Source organism: Nocardia amikacinitolerans (assembly GCF_900215415.1).
In the GTDB taxonomy this organism is placed as follows: domain Bacteria; phylum Actinomycetota; class Actinomycetes; order Mycobacteriales; family Mycobacteriaceae; genus Nocardia; species Nocardia amikacinitolerans.
The window spans coordinates 450,590-474,189 of record NZ_OBEG01000005.1 but is presented as its reverse complement, the minus strand read 5'-3'; the positions used below and the strand labels follow the sequence as shown (position 1 = coordinate 474,189).

At 68.5% G+C, this 23,600-nt stretch carries 25 protein-coding genes, 1 pseudogene and 1 riboswitch; of the genes and pseudogenes, 9 read left to right on the top strand and 17 right to left on the bottom strand.

The window, feature by feature from the left end; translation table 11 throughout:
- Positions 1-14 precede the first annotated feature (14 nt).
- From CRP45_RS23765 to CRP45_RS23750, 4 genes are all read right to left on the bottom strand, one after another.
- Positions 15-896: an SDR family oxidoreductase gene (locus CRP45_RS23765; RefSeq protein WP_179830987.1), complete on the bottom strand. Its 882-nt coding sequence runs from the start codon at positions 894-896 to the stop codon at positions 15-17.
- 98 nt (positions 897-994) lie between these two features.
- Complete coding sequence (locus CRP45_RS23760; protein WP_097247025.1) at positions 995-1,870, bottom strand: MaoC/PaaZ C-terminal domain-containing protein; 876 nt, start codon at positions 1,868-1,870, stop codon at positions 995-997.
- A gap of 11 nt (positions 1,871-1,881) precedes the next feature.
- On the bottom strand, positions 1,882-2,316 hold the full coding sequence (locus CRP45_RS23755; protein WP_067787868.1) for a type II toxin-antitoxin system Rv0910 family toxin: 435 nt from the start codon (positions 2,314-2,316) through the stop codon (positions 1,882-1,884).
- 66 nt (positions 2,317-2,382) lie between these two features.
- Positions 2,383-3,588, bottom strand: coding sequence for a lipid-transfer protein (locus CRP45_RS23750; protein WP_097247023.1), 1,206 nt, complete (start codon positions 3,586-3,588; stop codon positions 2,383-2,385).
- Positions 3,589-3,822: 234 nt separating this feature from the next.
- Between CRP45_RS23750 and CRP45_RS35320 the strand changes: the two are divergent.
- Positions 3,823-4,044 (top strand): annotated as a pseudogene (locus CRP45_RS35320) (HTH domain-containing protein); the annotation flags it as partial.
- A 47-nt stretch (positions 4,045-4,091) separates the two neighbouring features.
- Here the strand turns inward: CRP45_RS35320 and CRP45_RS35315 are convergent.
- Positions 4,092-4,316, bottom strand: coding sequence for a hypothetical protein (locus CRP45_RS35315; RefSeq protein ID WP_372509802.1), 225 nt, complete (start codon positions 4,314-4,316; stop codon positions 4,092-4,094).
- A gap of 24 nt (positions 4,317-4,340) precedes the next feature.
- On the opposite strand from CRP45_RS35315, the gene CRP45_RS34730 reads away from it, so the two are divergent.
- A complete protein-coding gene (locus tag CRP45_RS34730; RefSeq protein ID WP_245910403.1) occupies positions 4,341-4,694 on the top strand; it encodes a hypothetical protein in 354 nt (117 codons plus the stop codon).
- Between the two features lie 35 nt (positions 4,695-4,729).
- Here the strand turns inward: CRP45_RS34730 and CRP45_RS23740 are convergent, their stop codons facing one another.
- From CRP45_RS23740 to CRP45_RS23730, 3 genes are all read right to left on the bottom strand, one after another.
- On the bottom strand, positions 4,730-5,368 hold the full coding sequence (locus tag CRP45_RS23740) for a TetR/AcrR family transcriptional regulator (RefSeq protein ID WP_067787925.1): 639 nt from the start codon (positions 5,366-5,368) through the stop codon (positions 4,730-4,732).
- A gap of 131 nt (positions 5,369-5,499) precedes the next feature.
- On the bottom strand, positions 5,500-6,720 hold the full coding sequence (locus tag CRP45_RS23735; protein WP_425436959.1) for an MFS transporter: 1,221 nt from the start codon (positions 6,718-6,720) through the stop codon (positions 5,500-5,502).
- Between the two features lie 103 nt (positions 6,721-6,823).
- A complete protein-coding gene (locus CRP45_RS23730; RefSeq protein WP_097247021.1) occupies positions 6,824-7,822 on the bottom strand; it encodes a helix-turn-helix domain-containing protein in 999 nt (332 codons plus the stop codon).
- Between the two features lie 40 nt (positions 7,823-7,862).
- Between CRP45_RS23730 and CRP45_RS23725 the strand changes: the two genes are divergently transcribed.
- A complete protein-coding gene (locus CRP45_RS23725; RefSeq protein ID WP_143861529.1) occupies positions 7,863-8,831 on the top strand; it encodes an NAD(P)-dependent oxidoreductase in 969 nt (322 codons plus the stop codon).
- Between the two features lie 164 nt (positions 8,832-8,995).
- Here the strand turns inward: CRP45_RS23725 and CRP45_RS23720 are convergent, their stop codons facing one another.
- Both CRP45_RS23720 and CRP45_RS23715 read right to left on the bottom strand, forming a co-directional pair.
- Positions 8,996-10,213 (bottom strand): NADP-dependent isocitrate dehydrogenase, encoded by a 1,218-nt coding sequence (locus tag CRP45_RS23720; RefSeq protein WP_097247018.1) that lies wholly within the window; start codon positions 10,211-10,213, stop codon positions 8,996-8,998.
- 351 nt (positions 10,214-10,564) lie between these two features.
- Entirely contained in the window at positions 10,565-12,058 is a 1,494-nt protein-coding gene (locus CRP45_RS23715) for an MFS transporter (protein ID WP_097247017.1), read from the bottom strand.
- A gap of 137 nt (positions 12,059-12,195) precedes the next feature.
- Here CRP45_RS23715 and CRP45_RS23710 point away from each other — a divergent pair, with 137 nt between their 5' ends.
- The 3 genes from CRP45_RS23710 to metX all read left to right on the top strand — a co-directional run bounded on the left by CRP45_RS23710 (position 12,196) and on the right by metX (position 15,725).
- The gene (locus CRP45_RS23710) at positions 12,196-13,005 is read left to right on the top strand and encodes a TetR/AcrR family transcriptional regulator (protein WP_179830986.1); all 810 of its coding nucleotides are present in this window, start codon (positions 12,196-12,198) and stop codon (positions 13,003-13,005) included.
- Between the two features lie 52 nt (positions 13,006-13,057).
- Positions 13,058-13,168, top strand: a riboswitch (SAM riboswitch).
- 86 nt (positions 13,169-13,254) lie between these two features.
- Positions 13,255-14,583, top strand: a complete 1,329-nt coding sequence (locus CRP45_RS23705; protein ID WP_097247203.1) for a bifunctional o-acetylhomoserine/o-acetylserine sulfhydrylase — start codon at positions 13,255-13,257, stop codon at positions 14,581-14,583.
- On the top strand, positions 14,580-15,725 hold the full coding sequence (gene metX / locus CRP45_RS23700) for a homoserine O-acetyltransferase MetX (RefSeq protein WP_179830985.1): 1,146 nt from the start codon (positions 14,580-14,582) through the stop codon (positions 15,723-15,725). Before CRP45_RS23705 ends, metX begins: the two co-directional genes overlap by 4 nt.
- 77 nt (positions 15,726-15,802) lie before the next feature.
- On the opposite strand, the gene CRP45_RS23695 is transcribed toward metX, so the two are convergent.
- Positions 15,803-16,180, bottom strand: coding sequence for a winged helix-turn-helix transcriptional regulator (locus tag CRP45_RS23695; RefSeq protein WP_097247013.1), 378 nt, complete (start codon positions 16,178-16,180; stop codon positions 15,803-15,805).
- 69 nt (positions 16,181-16,249) lie between these two features.
- On the opposite strand from CRP45_RS23695, the gene CRP45_RS23690 reads away from it, so the two are divergent.
- Positions 16,250-16,891: a nitroreductase family protein gene (locus tag CRP45_RS23690; protein ID WP_067787936.1), complete on the top strand. Its 642-nt coding sequence runs from the start codon at positions 16,250-16,252 to the stop codon at positions 16,889-16,891.
- Positions 16,892-16,947: 56 nt separating this feature from the next.
- On the opposite strand, the gene CRP45_RS23685 is transcribed toward CRP45_RS23690, so the two are convergent.
- Positions 16,948-17,193 (bottom strand): DUF3017 domain-containing protein, encoded by a 246-nt coding sequence (locus tag CRP45_RS23685; protein WP_097247012.1) that lies wholly within the window; start codon positions 17,191-17,193, stop codon positions 16,948-16,950.
- A 238-nt stretch (positions 17,194-17,431) separates the two neighbouring features.
- Between CRP45_RS23685 and CRP45_RS23680 the strand changes: the two genes are divergently transcribed.
- Together CRP45_RS23680 and CRP45_RS34990 are read left to right on the top strand one after the other, a co-directional pair.
- A complete protein-coding gene (locus CRP45_RS23680) occupies positions 17,432-17,896 on the top strand; it encodes a tRNA (cytidine(34)-2'-O)-methyltransferase (protein WP_179830984.1) in 465 nt (154 codons plus the stop codon).
- Between the two features lie 188 nt (positions 17,897-18,084).
- On the top strand, positions 18,085-18,216 hold the full coding sequence (locus CRP45_RS34990; protein WP_281256213.1) for a hypothetical protein: 132 nt from the start codon (positions 18,085-18,087) through the stop codon (positions 18,214-18,216).
- Positions 18,217-18,227: 11 nt separating this feature from the next.
- Here the strand turns inward: CRP45_RS34990 and CRP45_RS23670 are convergent, their stop codons facing one another.
- From CRP45_RS23670 to CRP45_RS23650, 5 genes are all read right to left on the bottom strand, one after another.
- Complete coding sequence (locus CRP45_RS23670) at positions 18,228-18,461, bottom strand: DUF167 domain-containing protein (protein ID WP_067787942.1); 234 nt, start codon at positions 18,459-18,461, stop codon at positions 18,228-18,230.
- The gene (locus tag CRP45_RS23665) at positions 18,415-19,374 is read right to left on the bottom strand and encodes a DUF4349 domain-containing protein (RefSeq protein WP_097247010.1); all 960 of its coding nucleotides are present in this window, start codon (positions 19,372-19,374) and stop codon (positions 18,415-18,417) included. Before CRP45_RS23665 ends, CRP45_RS23670 begins: the two co-directional genes overlap by 47 nt.
- 70 nt (positions 19,375-19,444) lie before the next feature.
- Complete coding sequence (locus CRP45_RS23660) at positions 19,445-19,879, bottom strand: type II toxin-antitoxin system VapC family toxin (protein WP_067787946.1); 435 nt, start codon at positions 19,877-19,879, stop codon at positions 19,445-19,447.
- Entirely contained in the window at positions 19,876-20,118 is a 243-nt protein-coding gene (locus tag CRP45_RS23655) for a ribbon-helix-helix domain-containing protein (protein ID WP_067787948.1), read from the bottom strand. Before CRP45_RS23655 ends, CRP45_RS23660 begins: the two co-directional genes overlap by 4 nt.
- A gap of 37 nt (positions 20,119-20,155) precedes the next feature.
- The gene (locus CRP45_RS23650; RefSeq protein ID WP_097247009.1) at positions 20,156-23,512 is read right to left on the bottom strand and encodes an error-prone DNA polymerase; all 3,357 of its coding nucleotides are present in this window, start codon (positions 23,510-23,512) and stop codon (positions 20,156-20,158) included.
- Positions 23,513-23,600: the final 88 nt, after the last annotated feature.

Genomic DNA, 23,600 nt, shown 5'->3' with positions numbered 1-23,600 from the left:
CTGGCGGCCCAACCTCAGGGCAGCCGGGCGGCGATGTCGTCGATGAGCCAGGGGCCCTCGGTCTCGATCGTCTTGACGTCGTGCCAGCCGCCCAACTCGGAGATGGCGCCGCCCTGCACCGCGAACACCTTGCCGGTGATCGGGCACTTGTCCGAAGCCAAGTATGCGACCAACGGGGAGATGTTGGCGGGGCTGAAGGCATCGAATCCGCCCGCTTCCTCGACCGCCTCGGCCTCGGCCGCCATCATCTCGCCCATGCCGGGCGTGGCGAGGGTGAGCCGGGTCCGCGCGATGGGGGCGATCGCGTTCACCCGCACGCCGTAGCGGGCGAGTTCGTCGGCGGCGACCAGGGTCAGCGCGGCGATGCCCGCCTTGGCCGCGCCGTAGTTGGCCTGACCGGCGTTCGGGATCGTGGTGCCCGAGGCGGACGCGGTGTTGATCACCGCCGCGTTGGGCTGGTTGCCCGCCTTGCTCTGCTCTTTCCAGTACGCGGCCGCGTGGTGCAGCACCGCGGCGTGGCCCTTGAGGTGCACCGCGATCACGGCGTCCCACTGGGCTTCGTCCATGCCCGCGATGAACGCGTCGCGCAGGATGCCCGCGTTGTTGACAACGATGTCGAGACCGCCAAGCTCCGCGACCGCCTGCTGGACCAGGTTGCGCGCGCCCTCCCATGAGGCGATGTTGTCGGTGTTGGCGACCGCCTTGCCGCCCGCCGCGAGAATCTCCTCGACCACCTGCTGCGCTGGCCCGGAATCGGTGCCCTCGCCCGCATTGCTGCCGCCGAGGTCGTTGACGACGACGCGCGCGCCCTCGCTCGCGAACAGCAGCGCGTGCTCGCGGCCGATCCCCCGGCCCGCGCCGGTGATGACGGCGACCTTTCCTTCCAATGCGCCCATGTGCGTCTCCTGTGTGGTGCTCCCGCCCGATGGGGCGAGGGTGTGATGAATGGGGTGCGAGATCGGCCCGCGGCGAGTCGCGCCGCGGGCCGATCGGGTCAGTCGGCGATCTCGGCGAGGCCGTCGCTGAGCACGACGTCCGTTCCGCGGACCGTCTCGAAGGCGTAGGTGGTGACGCCGTCGGCGGCGCCCACCTTCCAGATCCGGGTCTCCAGGTCGTCGCCGGGGAAGACCATCTTGGCGAAGCGCACCGCGAAGCGGCGCAGCCGATGCACATCCGAGCCCGCCGCCTCGGTGAGCACCGCCCACGACGCGAAGGCCATGGTGCACAGGCCGTGCGCGATGATGCCGGGCAGTCCGGCGTCCTTGGCGACCTGCTCGTCCAGGTGCAGCGGCACCGGATCACCGGAAGCCGGTGCGTAGCGGAAGGTTTGGTCGTCGTCGACGTGCTGCGGCACGACGGCGAACGGCTCCGTTTCGCGCAGCGACTCGTCGAACTTGTGCGACGGCGCGGCCTCGCCGACGGTCTTGCCCGCATCGATATTGCGGAAGAACGCGGTCAGGTACTGCTCGTTGACCAGTTCCCCGTCCTTGTCGCGGCATTCGATGAGGATGGTGATCGTGCTGCCGTTGGACTTGCTCGCGTAGCCGACCGCTTTGGCGCGGGTGACCAGCTCGTCGCCGGGCCGGATCGCCCGGTGGAAGTGAAAGTCCTGCTCGCCGTGCACAACTCGGCCGAAGATGTCCATCGGCGCCACGTCGATCACCGGCATCATCATGGCCTCGAAGACCGGGACGATGCCGAACACCGGCGAGGCCACCTCACCGGCACGGTGCACCGCGATGGGATCGTTGGTGGCCGCGGCGTATTCGGCGATCCGCTCCGAGGTCACCTCGAAACGTTCCTCGTCACACCAGGTTTCGAGGCCGGAATCGTCGAACTCGACAAGGCGTGCGGTGGTTTCCGCTGTCATCGCGCGACGTCCTACGCTGAGGCCAGCGCGTCGAGCTGCTCGAGCGACTTGTCCAGCTGCTTGATGCCGTCCTTCTCGACCGCCTTGCCGAGCGCGCCCTTGATCAGCGCGCCTTCGAAGTCCCCGGACACCACGATGGTGCTGCCCGCGCCCTTGGGCTGGATGTCGAAGGTGAATTCGGTTTTGACACCGGCCATTCCGGTGCCGCCGAGGGTCAGCTTGTTCGGCGCTTCCACCGCCTTGATGGTCCATTCCAGCTTGTTCGCCATGCCGAGCATGACGATCTTTGCCACCAGCTTGGACCCCTCGGCCAGGACGGTGGGCGGCTCCTCCATGAAGCGCTCGTGGATGGTGAACCACTTGTCCCAGGTCTGCGGGTCGGAGACGACCGCCCACAGCGCTTCCGGGGTGGCGTTGACGTCCTTGGTCGCTTCGATGTGTCCCATGATGTTCTCCTCTTCGCCCGGCGGGCGTGCTGAATCCGTGTGGTGAATGGTGGTTTTCGAGGCCGCTCAGCGGTCGGCGCGCTGGTAGGCGGTCACGACTGCGGCGCCGCCGAGGCCGATGTTGTGCTGAAGCGCGGCGGTGACGCCCTCGACCTGGCGCTTGTCGGCCGCGCCGCGCAGCTGCCAGGTGAGTTCGGAGCACTGCGCGAGACCGGTCGCGCCGAGCGGGTGGCCCTTGGAGATCAGGCCGCCGGACGGGTTGACGACCCACTTGCCGCCGTAGGTGGTCTGGTTCTCATCGATGAGCTTGCCCGCCTCGCCGGGGCCGCACAGGCCGAGCGCCTCGTAGAGCAGCAGCTCGTTGGCGGAGAAGCAGTCGTGCAGCTCGATGACCTGGAAGTCCTCCGGCCCGAGGTTCGCCTGCCGGTAAACCTGCTGTGCGGCTTGCACATTCATGTCGTAGCCGATCAGGTTCTTCGCGGTGCCGTCGAACGTCGAGGCGAAGTCGGTGGTCATCGCCTGGCCGACGATCTCGACGGCCTGCCCGGCGAGGTCGTGCGAGTTCACGAAGTCCTCGCTCGCCAGGATCACCGCGCCGGAACCGTCCGAGGTCGGCGAGCACTGCAACTTGGTGAGCGGGTCGTAGATCATCCGCGCGCCGAGGATGTCGTCGAGGGTGTACTCGTCCTGGAACTGGGAGTACGGGTTGTTCACCGAGTGCTTGTGGTTCTTGTAGCCGATCTTGGCGAAGTGCTCGGCGGTGGTGCCGTACTCCTTCATGTGCTCGCGGCCCGCCGCGCCGAACATCCACGGCGCGACGGGGAAGAGCACCTCGGAGATCTCGGCCAGCGCCATGATGTGCTTGGCCATCGGCTGCTCGCGATCGTCCCAGGTGGAACCCAGCGAGCCCGGCTGCATCTTCTCGAAACCCAGCGCCAGCGTGCAGTCGGCGAGGCCGCCGCGGATCGCCTGCGCCGCGAGGTACAGCGCGGTGGAACCGGTCGAGCAGTTGTTGTTGACGTTGACCACCGGGATGCCGGTCATGCCCAGCTCGTAGACCGCGCGCTGGCCGGAGGTGGATTCGCCGTAGACGTAACCGACGTAGGCCTGCTGCACCTCGCGGTAATCGATGCCCGCGTCGGCGAGCGCCTTGGTGCCCGACTCTCGCGCCATGTCCGGGTAGTCCCAGTCGGTGCCGTCCTCGTTCTTGCGACGGCCCGGCTTCTCGAACTTCGTCATGCCGACGCCGACGACGTAGACCCTGTTCGCCATCGAACTCCTCACTTCGTGCCTGCCCCGCCGCGGTTGTGAGCCCGCGGCGCGGGCGGCGGACATCAGCGTCCGATCCGACCGGATCGAGCTGAAACAAACATACAAAGCTGTATGTAAGAATGCAAGAGTGTGGGCCACTCTCAAGTCGAGTACGGAGAATTACCAGTTCATACAGGCATTGACAGACATACAACTAGTTGTGTATCTGCAACCATCTGCCGGTGATATTTGCCGATGCGCCCCTCTCGCGGTCGAGCGCAACCGACGCTAGATCGCTTTCAGGACAGGTTCTGTCCTCGAACGACGGCATTATCGGAAGGGGTGAGTCACGACCTGCCCGCCCGAATCCTGCGCCTGCTGTCACTGCTGCAAATGCGCCGGGAATGGTCCGGCGCCGACCTCGCCGACCGGCTCGGTGTCACGGTGCGCACGGTACGCCGCGATATCGACCGGCTCCGCGAACTCGGCTACGCGGTCGACTCCAGCCCCGGTCACCACGGCGGCTACCGGCTCACTTCCGGCACCGACCTGCCGCCGCTGCTGCTCGACGACGACGAAGCCGTCGCCATCGCCGTCGCGCTGCGCACCGCCGCCACCGGCCTGACCGGGATCGCCGAAACAGCGCTGCGCGCGCTGGCCAACTCGAACAAGTCCTCCCTGCGCGCCTGCGCGGTCGCGTCACCGGGCAGACCGTCACAGCGCTGCACTACACCGGCGACGGCCCGCAAGCAGATCCCGCGGTACTCGCCACCGTGGCGGCGGCGTGCCGTCGCCGGGTCACACCGCGGCCGCTACCCGCCCGCGATCCGGCCGCTTACGTCGCCGACAAGATCGCCGAAGCGCCCGTGCGCTACCGCGCCGTCGCCACCGTGGCCGCCTCCGCCGAGTTCGTCGCCGCCCGCAGCTGGGGTGCACTTCCCAATCGGATCAAGCGGCTCGACGGGGATACCTGCACGCTCGATCTGTCCGGCGACTCGCTGCCCCGGATCGCCGCCCTCCTCACCGGCCTGGACATCGACTACACCCTCGACGCCGACCCCGCCGTCTTCGACCATCTGGCCACGGTCGCCGACCGCATGCACCGCGCCGAGCGACCGCCGACGTGACGCCCGAAAACCCACCCCTCGAACGCGATTCGGCGTCATTCACGCCGCGGCATGAGACTTGCCGCCGCGGCCGCGCGCAGGTTCGCGGAGGCGCGCGCCCAGCGGCGGCGGGCGCGATCGGTGTCGGGCTCGATGAAGTTCGAGATGAGGATGCCGCGCAGCGCGTCCATGGCGGTGTAGACGAAATCGCGGGCGTCCTTGCGGCGCATCTCGTCGGGGACGAAACGGGCCACCGCCATCAGCACCGCGTTGTTGACGAACGGCTCGACCTTCTCCATGGCCGAGGCGAGCACCGGGTCGGTCCGGCCCGCGACCCACAGTTCGACGGTCGCGATGAACAGCGGGCCCTGGTGCAACTCCCACAGGAAGTCCAAGGCCGCGGCGACCGGGTCGGCGCCGCTCTCGACCTTGGCCATTTCCCGCATCGCCGTCTCCGCGCGGCGCTGGGCCAGGTGACTGATCGCGGCGACGACGAGATCGTTCTTGGATCCGAAATGATGCACCTGCGCCCCGCGCGTGACGCCGGCGCGCTCGGCGACCCGCGGCGTCGTCGTCCCCGCGTAGCCGTATTCGACCAGGCAATCGATGGTGGCGTCGAGCAGCCGCACGCGCATCTCGCTGCTGCGCTGCTCCTGGGTTCGGCGCTGCGGCTTGTCGGCGGCGGTCCTGGTCATTCCGACGATTCTACACTTACATACAGATCTGTATGTTCTGCCCCGGAGTTCCCACATACCGTGTGTACGCCTCACACAGGCGGTGCCTATGTGAGGCGTACACAAGGTGTGTGGCACCCCAGGTCCCGGCGCTATGGGCGAGCCGGTGTGGTGCGTCGGGAGAGCAACACGGTGAGCGCGAAGAGCAGCGTGCCGATCACCGCGAGTCCCGCGCCGACGGCGGCGGGCGCCGTGTAGCCGAGGCCCGCCGCGATGACCAGGCCGCCGAGCCACGCGCCCGCGGCATTGGCGATGTTCAGCGCCGCGTGGTTCAAGGCTGCGGCGAGGGTTTGGGCGTCGGCGGCGACGTCCATCAGCCGGGTCTGCAGGGCGGGGGCGAGCGCCGCGCCGGTCGCGCCGACCAGGAACGCGCCCGCTGCGGCGGTGAACGGATTGTGCGCCGCGGCGACGAAACCCGCGAGCACAAGGGCCATCGCGATCATCGCGACGAACACAGCGCGGTCGACGCCGCGGTCGGCGAACACGCCGCCGACGATGTTGCCCGCCACCATGCCGAGCCCGAACAGCATCAGCACCAGCGGCACGAAGCCGATTGACATGCCCGCGACGTCGGTGAGGGTGGTCGTGATGTAGGTGTAGACGGCGAACATGCCGCCGAAGCCGACGGCGCCGACCGCCAAGGTCAGCAGCACCTGCGAGCGGCGCAGCGCGCCGAGTTCGGTCCTCGGATCGGTCGTCTTCATACCGGTGAGTTCCGGCACGAAACGGGCGAGCGCCGCGACCGTCGCGATGCCGATCAACGCGACAACCACGAAGGCGTCCCGCCACCCGAGGTGCTGGCCGAGCCAGGTGGCGGCGGGAACGCCGACGACATTGGCGGCGCTCAGCCCCAACATCACGGCGGCAACGGCTTTGGCTCGCTGCCCGGCGGGCGCGAGCGTGGCCGCCGCCAGCGAGGCGACGCCGAAGTACGCCCCGTGCGGCAGACCGGAGACGAAGCGCGCCACGACGAGGCTTTCGAAGTTCGGCGCAAGGACGGTTGCCGCGTTGCCCACGGTGAACGCGATCATCAACGCGATGAGCAGGCGTTTGCGCGGAACCCGCGCGCAGAGCGCGGCAAGCACCGGCGCACCGATCACGACACCGAGCGCGTAGGCGGACACGGCGTGTCCCGCGGTGGGCTCCGAGACGGTCATGGCCCGCGCGATGTCCGGCAGCAAACCCATGGTGACGAACTCGGTCGTGCCGATGCCGAAGCCGCCGAGCGCCAGCGCCAGCATCGCGGGGACATGCCAATCGGTCCGCGCCTTGTCGGGCGGAGCGGGCAGATGGGCGGCTACCTGACTGGTCACGCCTTCATGTAACCGGCGCGCGCGTCCGATCGCTCCCCGAGCCGACGTGAGTTCGACCACCGTCCGCCGCGGTATCGGTCCAGTTCACAAGGCATTCCGACAATCAGGACCCGACCGGCTCTCGGCGCGCGAAGGTCCGCCGGTACTCGGCGGGCGTGACCCCGACCACGGATGCGAAGTGCCTGCGCAAATTCGTCGCGGTCCCCAGTCCGGACAGTCGGCTGATCCGCTCGATATTGAAATCGGTGGTCTCCAACAGCGACTGGGCATGCGCGAGGCGCTGGTTGAGCAACCACTGCATCGGCGTTGCTCCGGTGGATCGGTGCAAGCGGCGGTGGAACGTCCGCGGGCTCATATTGGCCTTGGCCGCCAAGGTGTCGACGGTCAGCGGCTCGTCCAAGTGCTCGACGGCCCATTGCAGCACCGCGCCGAGATCGTCCGCTGGGCGCGCGGGAACGTTTCGGTCGATGTACTGCGCCTGGCCCCCGGACCGGTGCGGCGGAATCACCATGCGGCGCGCGAGCTGGTTCGCCACCTCGGCCCCGAGGTCGCGGCGGACCAGGTGCAGGCACAGGTCCACCGCAGCGGTCATGCCCGCGCTGGTCAGCACGTCGCCGTCGTCGACGTAGAGCACGGAGTCGTCGACCTCGACCTTCGGGAAACGCTTCGCCAGCATCTCGGCGTGCGCCCAGTGCGCGGTGACCCGCCTTCCGTCCAGCAGACCCGCCGCCGCCAGCGCGAAAGTGCCGTCGCACAGGGCGACCATGCGCGCGCCACGGTCGTGCGCGGCGGCCAGCGCGTCCAGCAACTCGGGTGGCAGTTCGCGTTCGGCGGTCACGCATTCGTGCGCCACCGAGGGCACGATCACGGTGTCGGCCGTCAGCAGGTCGTCCAGACCGTGCTCGGCACGGAGGAACGCGCCGAAGCCGATCGGCTGGGTCTGCTGGTCCGGCGCCACCGCGCACACCTTCAGCTCGTACCAGGGGTCGGCGAGATCGGGCTGCGGCGTGCCGAAAATCGAGGCGACGACGCCCAATTCGTAGAGATCCCATGGATGCAGCGCGCCGGGCGCGATGGCCATGGCGACGGTTCGACCGGTCATGTCTCCCAGTATGGCAGAAATCGTTCGCTAGGCGGCAGTTCTGCCACTCACGCCACGGCGGCTTCGTCGCGAAGACTGGTCGACGGGCGCCCACCCGATAGAACGACACGACGGAGGAATCATGAGCAAGACATCGGTCACCGTGCTGGGTCTCGGACGGATGGGCGCGGCGATCGCCGAGGTCTTCCTGCGCAACGGCCACCCGACCACGGTGTGGAATCGCACGCCGGGCAAGGCGATTCACCTGGACGAGCTCGGCGCACGGCGCGCGGACGACGTCGCCGAGGCGGTCGCCGCGAGCGAGCTGATCGTCACCGTGCTCGCCGACACGGCAGCCGCCGGAGACCAGCTCCTCCCGCTCGGCGCGGCACTACACGGGCGGACGGTGCTCAACGTCGCGACCGGCCGCCCCGACACCGCGCGCGAGCTGGCCGACCGGCTCGCCGAGCACGGTGCGCGCTTCCTGGACGGCGGCGTCTTCGGCGTCCCGCAGACGGTGGGCACGCCCGACGCGCTGCTCGTCTACAGCGGCGAGACCGGCGCGCAGGCCGAATTCGCCGAGGTGATAGCGGAATTCGGTGCGACGAAGTACGTCGGCGCGGACGCGGGTCTCGCGGCGCTGCACGACATGGCGGTGCTCGGCGGGATGTACGGGCTGTTCGGCGGCTTCTTCCAGGCGACGGCCATGGTGCACACCGAGCGGGTCGCCGCGGTCGATTTCACCGACACGTTCCTGGTGCCCTGGCTGCGCGCGCTGCTCGACATGCTGCCGACGCTGGCCGCCGAGATCGACTCGCGGGAGTTCCCGGTGAACTTCTCCGATCTCGCGGTCAACGCGGCCGGCCTCGCCGACATCCGCACCACCAGCCGAAACCAAGGCGTGGCAACGGATCTGCTCGATCCGCTGCAGCGGCTGTTCGACGCCGAGGTCGAGCGCGGGCACGGGACGGCCAGTTTCACCAGGGCGTTCGCCGGATTGCTCGACGCACCGGTGCCTTCCGCGAACTGACGGCGCGCGAACAGACTGCGGCGCAAGGGCACTCGCGGTGAGCCCCGAATACACATCGGGCACCCGTTCCACCGCGAGGTGGGCGGGTGCCCGGTTCAACCCCGGCGCTGGGAAATCCCAGCGCCGGTCGGGTCGGACGAATCACGTCCGGCCCCGGTGCCGACTCAGCGCAGCGCGCGAGCCAGGTTCGCGTCGAGCGCGCCGAGGAACTCCTCGGTGGTCAGGTAACCCTGGTCGCCGCCGACGAGCAGCGCGAGGTCCTTGGTCATCTGGCCGCCCTCGACGGTCTTGATGACGACGTCCTCGAGAGTCTGCGCGAAGCCGATCACCTCGGGGGTGTTGTCCAGCTTGCCGCGGTGCTCGAGGCCACGGGTCCAGGCGAAGATCGACGCGATCGGGTTGGTCGAGGTCGGCTTGCCCTGCTGGTGCTGGCGGTAGTGCCGGGTGACGGTGCCGTGCGCGGCCTCGGCCTCGCAGGTCTTGCCGTCCGGGGTCAGCAGCACCGAGGTCATCAGGCCGAGCGAACCGAAGCCCTGGGCAACGGTGTCGGACTGCACGTCTCCGTCGTAGTTCTTGCAGGCCCAGACGTAGCCGCCCTCCCACTTCATGGAGGAGGCGACCATGTCGTCGATGAGGCGGTGCTCGTAGGTCAGGCCCGCCGCGTCGAACTGGCTCTTGAACTCGGCGTCGAAGATCTCCTGGAAGGTGTCCTTGAACATGCCGTCGTAGGCCTTCAGGATGGTGTTCTTCGTCGACATGTAGACGGGGTAGTTCTGCTGCAGGCCGTAGTTGAACGACGCGCGCGCGAAGTCCTCGATGGACTTCTTGAAGTTGTACATGCCCATGATGACGCCGCCCTCGTCCGGCATCTTCACGACCTCGTGCACGATCGGCTCGCTGCCGTCCTCGGGGGTGAAGGTCAGGGTGACGGTGCCCGACTGGAAGACCTTGAAGTCGGTGGCGCGGTACTGGTCGCCGAAGGCGTGGCGGCCGATGATGATCGGCTTGGTCCAGCCGGGAACCAGTCGCGGAACGTTGGAGATGATGATCGGCGCGCGGAAGATGGTGCCGCCGAGGATGTTGCGGATGGTGCCGTTGGGCGAGCGCCACATCTTCTTGAGGCCGAACTCCTCGACGCGGGCCTCATCGGGGGTGATGGTGGCACACTTCACGCCGACGCCGTGCTGCTTGATGGCGTTGGCCGCGTCGATGGTGACCTGGTCGTCCGTCTTGTCGCGATACTCGATGCCGAGGTCGTAGTACTCGAGGTTCACGTCGAGGTACGGGTGGATCAGCTTGTCCTTGATGAACTGCCAGATGATCCGGGTCATCTCATCACCGTCGAGTTCGACGACGGTGCCTTCAACCTTGATCTTGGACATGGATCTTCGTGTCCTCCTAGGATGGTGCCCTTATTGCACGGCCAGGCGAACACGCTTGTGAGCGGACCCCAGCTGTTCAACAGACAACGTATATGTACCGCGTTGTTTGCGGGACGTGTGGTGCAAGCAAGACAAGCGTACTGCTGCCGACGACCTCACCGCGCGGGGAGGGCCCACTGTGCGGACTTCCAGACGGTTACCCACGAGTAGCCCCACGAGTGATCCCAACCACCTTCTCCATCATGTCATCCCGGGCAAGTCAGGCGCTCCGACCTGGGCGGAAGCCCAACGGCGGCCGGACGCGCGAGACGGCCCGCGCACCACATATGCACGGGCCGTCCCCGGTGTCGCTCAGACCGCGAGCGGGACGCGAACGCCCTCCTCCGCGTCCTCGGCGAAGTCCGCAGGCCCGGCCTTGATCATCAGCGCGATCACCGGAATCGCGGCGAGGAAGAAGCCGGCGCCGACGTAGAACGCGACGTCGTAGCTGTGGATGGCGGCGCGAGCGGCCAGGTCGTCGACGGTCGGGTTGTCGGCGAGGTAGTCCTTCGCCGCCTGCACCGAGATGGTGGTGAGCAGCGCGGTGCCGACCGCGCCGCCGACCTGCTGGGCGGCGTTGAGCAACGCGCTGGCGACACCGGCGTCGGCCTCGTCCACCCGGTGCAGCGCGACCGCCTGCATGCCGACGAACAGCGGCCCCATGCCGAGCGCGATCAGCAACTGGGCGGGCAGCACACCGGCGGCATAGCTGTCGCCGTAGCTCAGCTGCGCCAGCCAGAGCAGCCCGACAACACCGAGCGCGGCGCCCGCGACCATCAGCGGACGCGGTCCGAGCTTGGGCAGCAGTGCGCTGGTGACGCCCGCCGACACCGCGATGCCCACCGGGAACGGCAGGAACGCGACGCCCGCCTTCAGCGGCGAGTAGCCGAGCGTGACCTGGAAGTAGAAGGAGAGGAACAGGAACATCGCGAACATCGCGATGGGGATCAGCAGCGCGGCGAGCAGCGCGCCACCTCGGTTGCTCTCCCCCGGAATGCGCAGGGGCAACAGCGGATTCGACGAACGACGCTCGATGACGACGAACGCGACGAGCAGCGCGAGCCCGGCGACGAGCAGCGCGAGGGTTCCGCCCGAGGTCCAGCCGTGATCGGCGGCGCGGCTGAAGCCGTACACGATGGCGATCAGACCCGCCGTCACGGTGACGGCACCGGGCACGTCGTAGCCGCCGGTCCGCGGCGCGGGCACGTCCTTGATGACGAACGCGAGCGCGCCGACGAACGCGAGAATCGCGATGGGGGTGTTGACCAGCAGGGTCCACCGCCATGACGCGTACTCGGTGAGCGCGCCGCCCGCGATCAGGCCGATCGCGGCGCCGCCCGCGGAGATGCCCGCGAACACCGCGAAGGCGCGGGCCCGCTCCTTCGCCTCGGTGAACGTCACCGAGACCAGCGCGAGCGCGGCGGGTGCGAGCAGCGCGGCGAACGCGCCCTGCAGGCCGCGGCCCGCGAAGAGCTGGGCGCCGTTCTGCGCTAGACCCGCGAGCGCCGAGGCGGCCGCGAAGCCGATCAGGCCGACCAGGAAGATCCGGCGGCGGCCGAGGTAGTCGGCGAGGCGGCCGCCGAGCAGCAGCAGGCCGCCGAAGATCAGCGTGTACGCCGTGAGGGCCCACTGCTTGTCGCCCTCGCTGATGCCGAGGTCACGCTGCGCGAACGGCAGCGCGATCGTCACGATGGTCGCGTCGAGGACCACCATCAGCTGGGCAAGGCCGATCACGCCGAGCGCCAGCCAGCGGGCCGAGTCGCGCCGGTCGTCCGGCGCGTGCACCGCTGTCGATATCTCGCTCACTTTGTCTCCTCGTCGTCGGAAGTGCGCGTTAGGGCAATCCTGTCACTGTCCGACATTTGGCGTCAATAGAAAAATGTCGCAGTCAGACATTTGCCATGTTGCGACAGTTGAGCGAGTGTCTGAGTTACAGTGGGGAGATGCTCGACTCATCGACGCCGGCGGGCACGAACGCGGCCGAGAACGCCGCCGCGACCGGGAACAGCACCGGCCGCGCGGCCTCGGGGAGCGTCGCGTCCGCCAACCAGGAAAACCCGGTGTCCTCGACGCGAGAAGGCGCCGTGACCTCGAGGCGAGAAGACGCGGCACCTCTGGGCCTACGCGAGCGCAAGAAGCAGCAGACGAGGCAGCGCATCATGAACATCGCGCTCGAGCTGTGCGACAAGCAGGGCTTCGACGCGACGACGGTCGAGCAGATCGCGAACGCGGCCGACGTCTCGCCGCGCACCGTCAACCGGTATTTCGAGACGAAAGAGGACATCGTCCTCGCGCCCATCCTCGACTTCGGCCAAATGGTTGCCGAGAAGTTGCGAGAAGAGCCGCTCGGCGGCAACGAACTGCGCGCGCTGTGCAACGCCTATCTCCGGGTGATCGATGACGCGGCGAGCGAGAACTCGGCCGTATCGTTCTGCAGGTTCCAGCAGATGCAGCGAGTCGCGCGTGACAGCCCTTCGGTCAACAGCCGCGCGCTGGAGTTCGCCGACAGCAAGTCCGATGCCATCACCGCGGTGCTCGCCGAACGTCTCGGCACCACGCAAGGGGCGCTGAGCGTGCGATTGCTCGTCTCCACCTGGCAGATGCTGTGTCATCTCGCGATGGACGTGCACGGCGAGCTGATCATGGACGGCGATCCGGAGACCGCGGTGCACGCGGCGCGGGCGACGCTGCTCGACGCGTACGCGGAGTTCATGCGGGTCTGCGCGGAACCGGTGACCGAATCGGCGGAGTGAGATCGGCTACGAATTTCGGCCATTGGCCGCCCGCCAGCTACCATGTCCGTCAGGTCATGAGTGCCAGCGCCAAGCCCCGGCTCGCTGGACGGCAACCCTCCAGCAGCGGTGGGGTGCTCCGGGTGATGACCGGGCCCTCGAAGGTCGAGGGCAAGCGCGCTGTCAGGAGGTTCCCGGAAATGTGTTGTCCTGGATAGACCGCATCACCGATCTCGTTAGTTCCGGCGAACAACTCTTGTGGAGCATGACATGACCGACCCCGTAGCGGCCGAGTTCGATCCTGCCCGTTGGTCCTTCGAGACCAAGCAGGTGCATGCGGGCCAAGCCCCCGATCCGAGCACCGGCGCCCGCGCCCTGCCGATCTACCAGACCACCTCCTACGCCTTCCGCGACACCGACCACGCGGCGGCGCTGTTCGGTCTCGCCGAGCCGGGCAACATCTACACCCGCATCATGAACCCGACCCAGGATGTGGTCGAGCAGCGCATCGCCGCCCTGGAAGGCGGTGTCGCCGCGCTGCTGCTGGCCTCCGGGCAGGCCGCGGAGACTTTCGCGATTCTCAATCTCGCCGAGGCTGGCGACCACATCGTGTCCAGCCCGCACCTGTACGGCGGCACCTACAACCTCTTCCACTACTCGCTGCCCAAGCTCGGCATCGAGGTCTCGTTCGTCGAGGACCCGGACGATCTCGAGCAGTGGCGCGCGGCGATCCGGCCCAACACCAAGGCGTTCTTCGGCGAGACAATCGCCAATCCCAGCAGCGCCGTGTTCGACATCCCCGGCATCGCCGAGGTCGCGCACGCCGCGGGAATCCCGCTGATCGTGGACAACACCGTCGCGACCCCGTACCTGATCCAGCCGCTGGCGCACGGCGCCGACATCGTGGTGCACTCCGCCACCAAGTACCTGGGCGGGCACGGCGCGGCCGTCGCCGGTGCGATCGTCGACGGCGGAAAGTTCGACTGGACCGTCCGCGACGACAAGGGTGAGCCGCGCTTCCCCGGCTTCACCACCCCGGACCCGAGCTACAACGGCGTGGTCTTCGCCGACCTCGGCGCGCCCGCCTACGCGCTGAAGGCCCGCGTGCAGCTGCTGCGCGACCTGGGCGCGGCGGTCTCGCCGTTCAACGCGTTCCTGATCGCGCAGGGCATCGAGACGCTGAGCCTGCGCGTCGAGCGCCACGTCGCCAACGCGCAGGCGGTCGCGGAATTCCTGACGCAGCATCCGGCCGTCGAAGCGGTCCATTACGCGGGACTGCCCGGCTCGCCTTGGCACGAGCGGGCCAAGCGGCTCGCGCCGAGGGGGACCGGCGCGATCGTCTCGTTCGAGCTGCGCGGCGGCGTCGACGCGGGCAAGAAGTTCGTGGACGCGTTAGTCCTGCACAGCCACGTCGCTAACATCGGGGACGTGCGTTCTCTGGTGATCCATCCGGCCTCCACGACGCACTCCCAACTGACACCCGAGCAACAGCTCGCCTCCGGCGTCACCCCGGGACTGGTCCGCCTCGCCGTGGGCATCGAGGGAATCGACGACATTCTGGCCGATCTGCGCGCCGGATTCACGGCGGCGACGACGTGACCGTGAGCACCGAGCAGAGCATCGAGTCCGGCGTCGGCCTGCTGCCGCCGCCGGACGGTCGGCCCGGCGTCATCGCGATCGGGGACGTGCGGCTGGAAAGCGGCGCGGTGATTCCGGACGTGCACCTCGCCGTGCAGCGGTGGGGCGAGCTCTCCCCCGCCCTGGACAATGTGGTGCTCGTCGAGCACGCTCTGACCGGTGATTCGCACGTCGTCGGCACGCCCGACGACATCCACTCCCAGCCCGGCTGGTGGGAGGGCATGGTCGGCCCGGGCGCGCCGGTGGACACCGACGAATGGTGTGTGATCGCGACCAACGTGCTCGGCGGCTGTAAGGGCAGCACCGGGCCGTCGTCGCTCGCGCCGGACGGCAAGCCGTGGGGTTCGCGTTTCCCGGAGATCTCCATCCGCGATCAGGTGAGCGCCGAGGCCGCGCTGCTGGATCTGCTCGGCATCGAGCGGCTCGCCGCTGTGGTCGGCGGATCGATGGGCGGCATGCGGGTGCTGGAGTGGATGATCGGCGCGCCCGAACGGGTGGCCGCGGCGCTGGTGCTGGCCGTCGGCGCGCGCGCCACCGCCGACCAGATCGGCACCCAGACCACCCAGATCGCCGCCATCAAGGCCGACCCGGACTGGCAGGGCGGCGACTATCACGACACCGATCGCGCGCCGATGACCGGCATGGGTATCGCGCGCCGCATCGCACACCTCACCTACCGCACCGAGGGCGAACTCGACCACCGCTTCGAGAACCACGCGCAGGGTTCCGAGGATCCGTGGAACGGCGGCCGCTACGCGGTGCAGAGCTACCTGGATCACCAAGCCGAAAAGCTGTGCAAGCGTTTCGATCCCGCCACCTACGTGCTGCTGACCGAGGCGATGAACCGGCACGACGTCGGGCGCGGACGCGGCGGTATCCAGGCCGCGCTCGCCGCGACGCCGGTGCCCTGCGTGGTCGGCGGCGTGGACTCCGACCGGCTCTATCCGCTGCGCACGCAGCAGGAACTGGCCGACGCGCTACCCGGCTGCGCACGACTGGAAGTGGTGCATTCGCGCGACGGGCACGACGGGTTCCTGACCGAGGCGGCGGCGGTTTCCAAGTTGCTCATCGAGACCATGCGGTTGGCGCGCGAGAACCGCTGACGCGTCCGCCGCTGTCGACCTGACATCCTCGCTGCGCGTCCGCCGCGGCGGCGATGGAACCACCGGTGCGCGCCTCGTCAAGCGCCCGTGCTGCGGCGGGCATCCTCGATGCGATTGATATTGGTCTCGATCCAGTCGCGCAAGGCCGCGATGGGGACGCGCAGGCTGTGGCCCAGCTCGGTGAGCGTGTAGTCGACACGCGGTGGGATGGTGGGATGCACTGTGCGCGTGACGAATCCATCGGCCTCCAGCTGACGCAGAGTCTGCGTCAGCATCTTCTGGGAGATTCCCTCGATGCGGCGTCGCAGGTCGGTATAGCGCAATGTGCCCTCGGCGAGCGCGTCGACGATCAGCACCGTCCATTTGCCCGCGACATGGTCGAGCACCTGCCGTGTGGGGCACTTCGCGGAGTAGACATCGGCGGGCAGACCACTAGCCTCGTGAATCGTACGCACCCATCCGAGTGTAACGAACCCAAAAGTGCCTTCTTCCTAATAGTGCGTCGCTCTCCGATAGTAAGAATTATGAACGCACAGGCACTTTCGGTTCCCGACGCCATCCGAACCCGTCGCACAGTCCGCCACTATCGGCCGAACCCGGTCGCCCCGGAACTCCTCGACGAACTGCTCGATCTCGCGGTGCAAGCCCCGAGCGCCTGGAACATGCAGGACCGGTCGATCGTGGTGGTGACCAGCGATACCGGTCGAAAAGCACTGTCCGAGGCAGCTTTCGGGCAGCCGCAACCGCTGGAGGCGCCGGTGACGCTGGTCTTCGTCGCCGACCCGGCTGCCTGGCGGGCGGGCAACGGCGACATCGCGGACTTGGCCGGGCGCAACGGCGCGTGGAACGCGGAATTCATGGCCTTGTTCGAGTCCCGAGCCGAATTCCACGCACTGGAGCAGCGCGGACTGCTCAGGGAGAACGCCGTGAAGAACGCGATGATCGCCGCGACGTACGTGATGCTCGCGGCGGCCAGCCTCGGGCTGGCCTCGGCGCCCATGAACGGCTGGGACCCCGCCCTCGTCAAGCGGGCCATCGGCATCGACGATCGGGACGATCTGGCCATCGCGGTTATGGTGGCCGTCGGCTACCCCGCGTCGGCGGTGCCGCATCCGGGCCGCCGCGAACGCGACCGGACCGTCTTCAGCGAACGTTATCCGGGCTGAGCGGAGGGCGTCGCGCACCCGGCCCGGTACAAAGTCCGGTGCGCGATGCCTCGGCCTCAGCCGACGCCGAGGGTGTTGATGGTGGCGGCGAGGAAGACGATGGCGGAGCCGAGCAAACTCAACGCGCCAACGTCGAATGGCTTGCTGCGCACCGCGAGCAGCCCAACCCGCGCGGTCGGCAGGCACAACCGGAAGGCCGCCGCCAACAACGTCGCCCCACCGAAGAACAGCGCACCGCGCCGCCACCGATCCTGTGCGACGAAGACCACCGCGACCACAACGACGAGCACGACGACCACCATCGGCAGATGACACTTCACAAACTGCGCTGCCCGGCCGCCTGCGTGTCGTCCAGCGGACGCGTCGAGATCGGTCACGCCCCCGATTCTTGCAGACGCACCCTCGCCGCCGACGCCCCCACCACCCGCTCCCGTCGACGTCGGGCTCGATGTCCTCCGGCATTTCGCCGACCCGAGCACGGGCAGCTTCGGCTGGTAGACCCGGCGGCGCGGTAATGGCGGCGCCTGGTTGACTTGACGCGTGTTCCGCCTGATGTTTCACGAGCCGTGCATTCCGCCGAACACCGGAAACGCGATCCGTCTGGTCGCCGGGACCGGCTGTGAGCTGCACCTGATCGAGCCGCTGGGGTTCGACCTCTCGGAGTCCAAGCTGCGCAGGGCCGGGTTGGACTACCACGATCTCGCCTCGGTCACCGTGCACGAGAGCCTGCCCGCCGCCTGGGAAGCGCTGCGGCCGGAGCGCGTCTACGCCTTCACCACCAAGTCGACGACCCGCTACACCGACATCGCCTACCAGCCAGGCGACGTCCTGCTCTTCGGCACCGAACCCACCGGCCTGCCCGACCACGTCCTCGACGACCCCCACGTGACCGCCCACCTGCGCATCCCCATGCTCCCCGGCCGCCGCTCGATGAACCTCTCCAACGCCGCCGCCGTCACCGTCTACGAAGCCTGGCGCCAGCTGGGCTTTCCCGGCGGCGTCTGAGAGCGGCGCGGCTACCATTTACACATGCCAGGGCCGCACTGCGAGCAGCCGAATCTTCCCACCCACCTGACATGGGAAGAACTGGAGAAGCTACCCGCCGAGATCGCCGCGCAGATCGAGCTGTGGAACGGGCGGGTGGTCTGGCTGCGCCGTGGCCCGGGCGAACATCAGATATTCACCGGCCGAATGTGGACAGCGCTCGAACGCTGCGGCCCTCCAACTATCTGCTCACCGGGGAATGGACCCGCGACGCTCCGAACGGTATCGAGTTCGATTTCCCGTTCCCGATCAGCATTCCGTGGACCGAACTCGAGTTCTGAGGTAGCCGCCCTCAGTCCTCGATCTCGAAACGCTTGTGGCGGGAGGTAGCGCCCGCGGTGAGGCGGACGGCGGTCTTGGGGACGTTGTAGTGGGTGGCGAGGAGTTCGATCGCGGCCTTGTTGGCCTTGCCCTCGACGGCGGGGGCGCGGACGTAGAGCTGGAGGGTGCCGTCCGGAAGTGGTTCGACGAGTGGGCCTTTACGGCTGTTGGGTTTGATGATCGCCCTGACCACCGTCGGCGGCATCGGGGGCTCCTGTTCGGGTGGCGGCGGGAACCGCTGTGCTGGAAGGGCTTTCGTCCGGACGGCGCCTGCGGCGCACCAAGCGGACGACAGCGAACACGAGGGCGCCGACGATCGCGAGGAAGCCGAGCCAGGGAATCGCCTTGCCGGTGAACACGACCGCGTCCTTCAGCCAGTCGACCAGCGAGTTCCAGCCCGCGACGATGCCGTCCCAGAAGTTGCTTGGTCCAGCGTCGGAGTCCTTGTCGGTCGTGGTGATCTCGATGGTGAGGGTGGACAGCGCGACCTGATCGTCGAGGCGGCGCTTCTGGGCGGTGAGGCTGTCGAGTTCGCCCTGGCGGCTGGCCAGCGCCTGCTCGGCGGCGATGAGATCGGCGGTGGTCGCGGCGCCGGTGATCAGCGCGCGCAGCCGGTCGACCGAGGCCTGCAACGCCTTGATCCTGGCGTCCAGGTCCTCCCACTGCATGGTGACGTCGTCGCGGTTGGTGCTCACCCTGGTGAGGGTGCCGATCGCGCCGAGGCCGTTCACGAACGCGTCGGTCTTGTCGGCGGGCACCCGCACGGTCAACGACGCGCTTGGCTCGGTGTCGTCGGTGCCGGGCTGCTCGGTGCGGCTGTCCACCCGGCCGCCCGCCTCGCGCACCCGGTCGGAGACCTGCGCCGCGGCCGCGATCGGATCGCCTGCGGTGATGTCGATGCTGCCGGTGACGACCTCCTTGCGGTCGACGGTGTCGGTGTCCTGCCCGCTGCTGTCGCCTGGCGTGGGCGCCTGCTCACGGAACCCTGGCGGCGACACCGGCGCGGAGGCGCCCGTCTTGGCCTGCGAGCCACCGGAGTCGGCCCGATCGTCGTCGCCGCAGCCGACGAGCAGCGCCAAGCCGAGCAGAGCGACGCACACCACAACAAGCTTCCGCATGCTCGCAGCGTAACCGCCGCACCGCGCGCGGTCACCGAACTCGTTCGCCAGCAGACGTCGGCACGCGGCGTCACAGGTCCGCGGGCAGTATCCGGAAGGCAGCGACGCCTGGCGTCAGCGGTTCGATAGCTCGAAAGTCGCGCTGATCCAACGTGAATATGCAATCGGTCCGGTACTTGTCGGCGAGTGCGACTCCGACGGCATCCGCCAAATCCAGCCGGAGGCCCTCGTACTTGGAGCGAATCGACTGCGCCGACGCGAGATCGACATGCTTGAGCTCCGCCAGCTTGTAACGCCCTTCGATCAAACGGCCCATCAGGGCGTCGGTGACCTGCATCGCGGCTTCGAATCCGAGGTCACGGTGCACCAGGTGGTCCAGTTCGGTCAGGACCAACGGTGAAATCACCAACGTCTCGGTTTCCATGACCTGGAGCGCTTGCTCATGCTCCGCTTGGTCTTGATCGAAGGCCGCGAAGAGGGCGGAGGTATCGGCGACGATGATCACCGCCGCGCCGCCCGCGACTTGATGTGGTCGTAGACCGCATCGTCCATCTCTTCCGCGGTGCGCGATCGACCACTGCGAAAGACCGGCAGCGGTTTATCGGCCTTCGGCCTGTCCGATGAGTCGAGCAGCATGGTGATCCCCCGTCGAATGAGTTCCGCCTTGCTCACCCCCGTCGCGGCGGCTTCGGCGTCGAGCCGGACCTCCAATTCCTCGGGGAGATACACGGTCGTCTTGATCATGCCATATAGGGTACCACCCACGGAAGGAGCGGTCGGCTCAACGGAAGTCGCGCGACTTGCCGTCGATTCGCAGGTGCAGTCGCTGGAGGTGTTCCGCGACGACGCTGACGGCGCCCTCCGCGTTCTGCACCCGTCCGCGGATGAGCAGGGCGGTGGCGCTCTGGGCGAGGCGGCGGTAGCGGGCCCAGAGACCGACGGAGCAGACGACGTTCACCATGCCGGTCTCGTCCTCCAGGTTGAGGAAGGTGACGCCCTCGGCGGTGGCGGGGCGCTGGCGGTGGGTGACCGCGCCGCCGACCAGCACACGGGAACCGTCGGGGACGGCGAGCAAGCCCGAGGCGGGGATGGCGCCGAGCGCGTCGAGTTGCGGGCGCAGGAATTCGGTCGGATAGCTGCCCGGTGAGATTCCGGTGGCCCACACGTCGGCGGCCGCGAGTTCCAGTTCGCTCATACCGGGCAGGGCGGGGGCGGTGGTCGCGGCGCCGGTGCCGGGCAGCCGATCCACTCGCTCCCCCGCCGCCGCGCCCGCCGCCCACAGCGCCTCACGCCTGCTGATGCCGAGGCTGCCGAGCGCGCCCGCGGTGGCCAGCGATTCGGCTTGCGCGACAGAGAGTTCCACCCGTCCGGTGAGGTCGAGGAACGAGGTGTACGGTCCGCGTTCGCGCCGGGCGGCGACGATCCGCTCGGCAAGTTCCGCGCCGAGGTGGCGGACGGCGGCCAGCCCGAGCCGGATCTCGGTGCCCGCCGCCTCCAGTGTCGCCTCGGCCAAGCTGGCGTTGATGTCGGGGCCGTGCACCGCGATCCCGTGCCTGCGCGCGTCGGCGACCAGGGATTGCGGGGAGTAGAAGCCCATCGGCTGGGCGCGCAGCAATCCGGCCGTGAACGCGGCGTGATGGTGCAGCTTGAACCACGCCGAATAGAACACCAGCGCGGCGAAGCTCTGCGAATGACTTTCCGGGAAGCCGAAATTCGCGAAGGCGTAGAGCTTCTCGTAGATGCGGTCGGCGATCTCGCCGGTGATGCCGTGCAGGTCGCGCATGCCCTGGTAGAGGCGAGCCTTGATGCGCTCCATGCGTTCCGGTGAGCGCTTGGACCCCATCGCGCGGCGCAGCTGATCGGCCTCGGCGGCGGTGAAACCGGCGACGTCGACGGCCATCTGCATCAGCTGCTCCTGGAACAGCGGAACGCCGAGGGTGCGGCCGAGCGAATTCTCCAGCGCCGGATGGTCGTAGTCCCATTTCTCGCGCTCGTTGCGGCGACGGATGTAGGGGTGCACCGAGCCGCCCTGGATCGGCCCGGGGCGAATCAGCGCGACCTGCACCACCAGGTCGTAGAAATCACGCGGCTTCAGCCTGGGCAGGGTGGCCATCTGGGCCCGCGACTCCACCTGGAAGACACCGACCGAGTCCGCGCGCGAAAGCATGTCGTAGACGGCGGTCTCTTTCAGGTCGAGCTTGTGCAACTCCACCTCGATGCCCTTGTGCTCGCGCACCATATCGATCATGTAGTGCAGCGCGGAAAGCATGCCGAGCCCGAGCATGTCGAACTTCACCAACCCGACCGCGGCGCAATCGTCCTTGTCCCACTGCAATACGCTGCGGCCAGGCATGCGCGCCCACTCCACCGGGCACACGTCGGCGATGGGACGGTCGCAGATCACCATGCCGCCGGAATGGATGCCCAAATGCCTTGGCAGCCCTTCGATGTCGGCGGCCAAGTGCAGCACCTCGTCGGGAATGTCGGTGCCGGTCTCGGCCGCGACGCCGGTCCAGCGGCTCACCTGTTTGCTCCACGCATCCTGCTGTCCCGGCGAAAAGCCAAGCGCGCGTGCGGCATCGCGCACCGCCGACTTGCCGCGGTAGGTGATCACATTGGCTACCTGGGCGGCGTACTCGCGACCGTATTTGGCGTAGACGTGCTGGATCGCCTCCTCCCGGCGATCGGATTCGATGTCCACGTCGATATCGGGCGGTCCGTCGCGTTCCGGCGAGAGGAAGCGTTCGAACAGCAGCGAGTTGGCCACCGGATCGACGTTGGTGATGCCAATGGCGTAGCAGACCGCGGAGTTGGCCGCCGAACCCCTGCCCTGGCACAGGATGTCGTTGTCCGCGCAGAAGCTGACGATGTCGTGCACCACCAGGAAGTAACCGGGGAAGCCGAGCTGCTCGATCACCGCGAGCTCGTGTTCGATCTGCCGGTAGGCCGCCGGGTTCTCCGCGCGCGAGCCGTAGCGGCGAGCCGCGCCGCGCAGGGCGAGTTCGCGCAGCCAGGAGTTCTCGTCGTGGCCGTCCGGCACGTCGAAGGGCGGCAGCTGGGGCGCGATGAGGCGCAGGTCGAAGGCGCATTCGCGGGCCAGCGCCGCGGCATTGGCCACCGCGTCGGGGCAGGACGCGAACAGCAGCGCCATCTCCGCACCCGAGCGCAGGTGCGCGCCGCCGGTGGGCGCCAACCAGCCCGCGATGTCGTCCAGGCTCTGCCTGGCCCGGATGGCGGCCAGCGCCATGGCCCGGCGCCGTTGCGCGGGTGCGGCGAAATGCGCTCCGGTGGTTGCTATTACGGGCAGGCCGAGCCGGTCGGCGAGGTCGATGAGGTGGGCGTTGCGCTCGTCGTCCTCCGGGACGCCGTGGTGGGTGAGTTCCACACCGACCCGTTCGACGCCGAAACGCTCGGTGAGTTCGCGCAACGCGGCCTCGGCACGCGCCAGGTGGGCGTCGCCAACGCGCAGGTCCTCGTCGAGCGCGCGGCGCAGGTGCCCTTTGCGGCAGCCGGTCAGGATGTGCCAGTGCCCGCCCGCCGCCTCGGTGAGGACGTCGAGGTCGTAGCGGAGGATGCCCTTCTCCCCCGCGGCCAAGTGCGCGGCGGCGATCTCACGGGACAGCCGCCGATAGCCCTCTTGGCCGCGGGCCAGCACGAGCAGGTGTTGTCCGGCCGGATCCGGCGCGCCCGTGCGCGGCGCGGAGTCCGGCGCGTCGGCGTGCGTTTTCGGCGCGCGCAGGCGCACGTCCTGCGGGCCCAGCGACAGTTCCGCGCCGAAGACGGTCGCCATTCCCAGCTCCTTGGCCGCCTCCGCGAAGCGGACGGTGCCGTAGAAACCGTCGTGGTCGGTGAGCGCGATCGCCTCCAGCCCCAGCCGCACGGCCTCCTCCACCAGCTCTTCGGGCTGGCTGGCGCCGTCGAGGAAGCTGTAGGCCGAATGCGCGTGCAGTTCCGCGTACGGCACGGTCGGGCCGTCGTGGTGCATCGGCTCGGCCGAGTAAGGCTCGCGCTTGCGCGACCAGGCCGGGCTGTCGCCGCCGTCGCCCGGGTACATGGCGTCCGGGTTGGTCCGGCCGGGACGACCGGACAGCACCCGCTCCAATTCGGCCCAGGTCGGCGGGCCGTTGCTCCAACCCATGACACGTCACCTCCTCATCTCGAACATACATTCGATAGATGTGGAGGTGCGCGGGGGTCCGCCCAACGGATACCGAGTCGCAACCAGC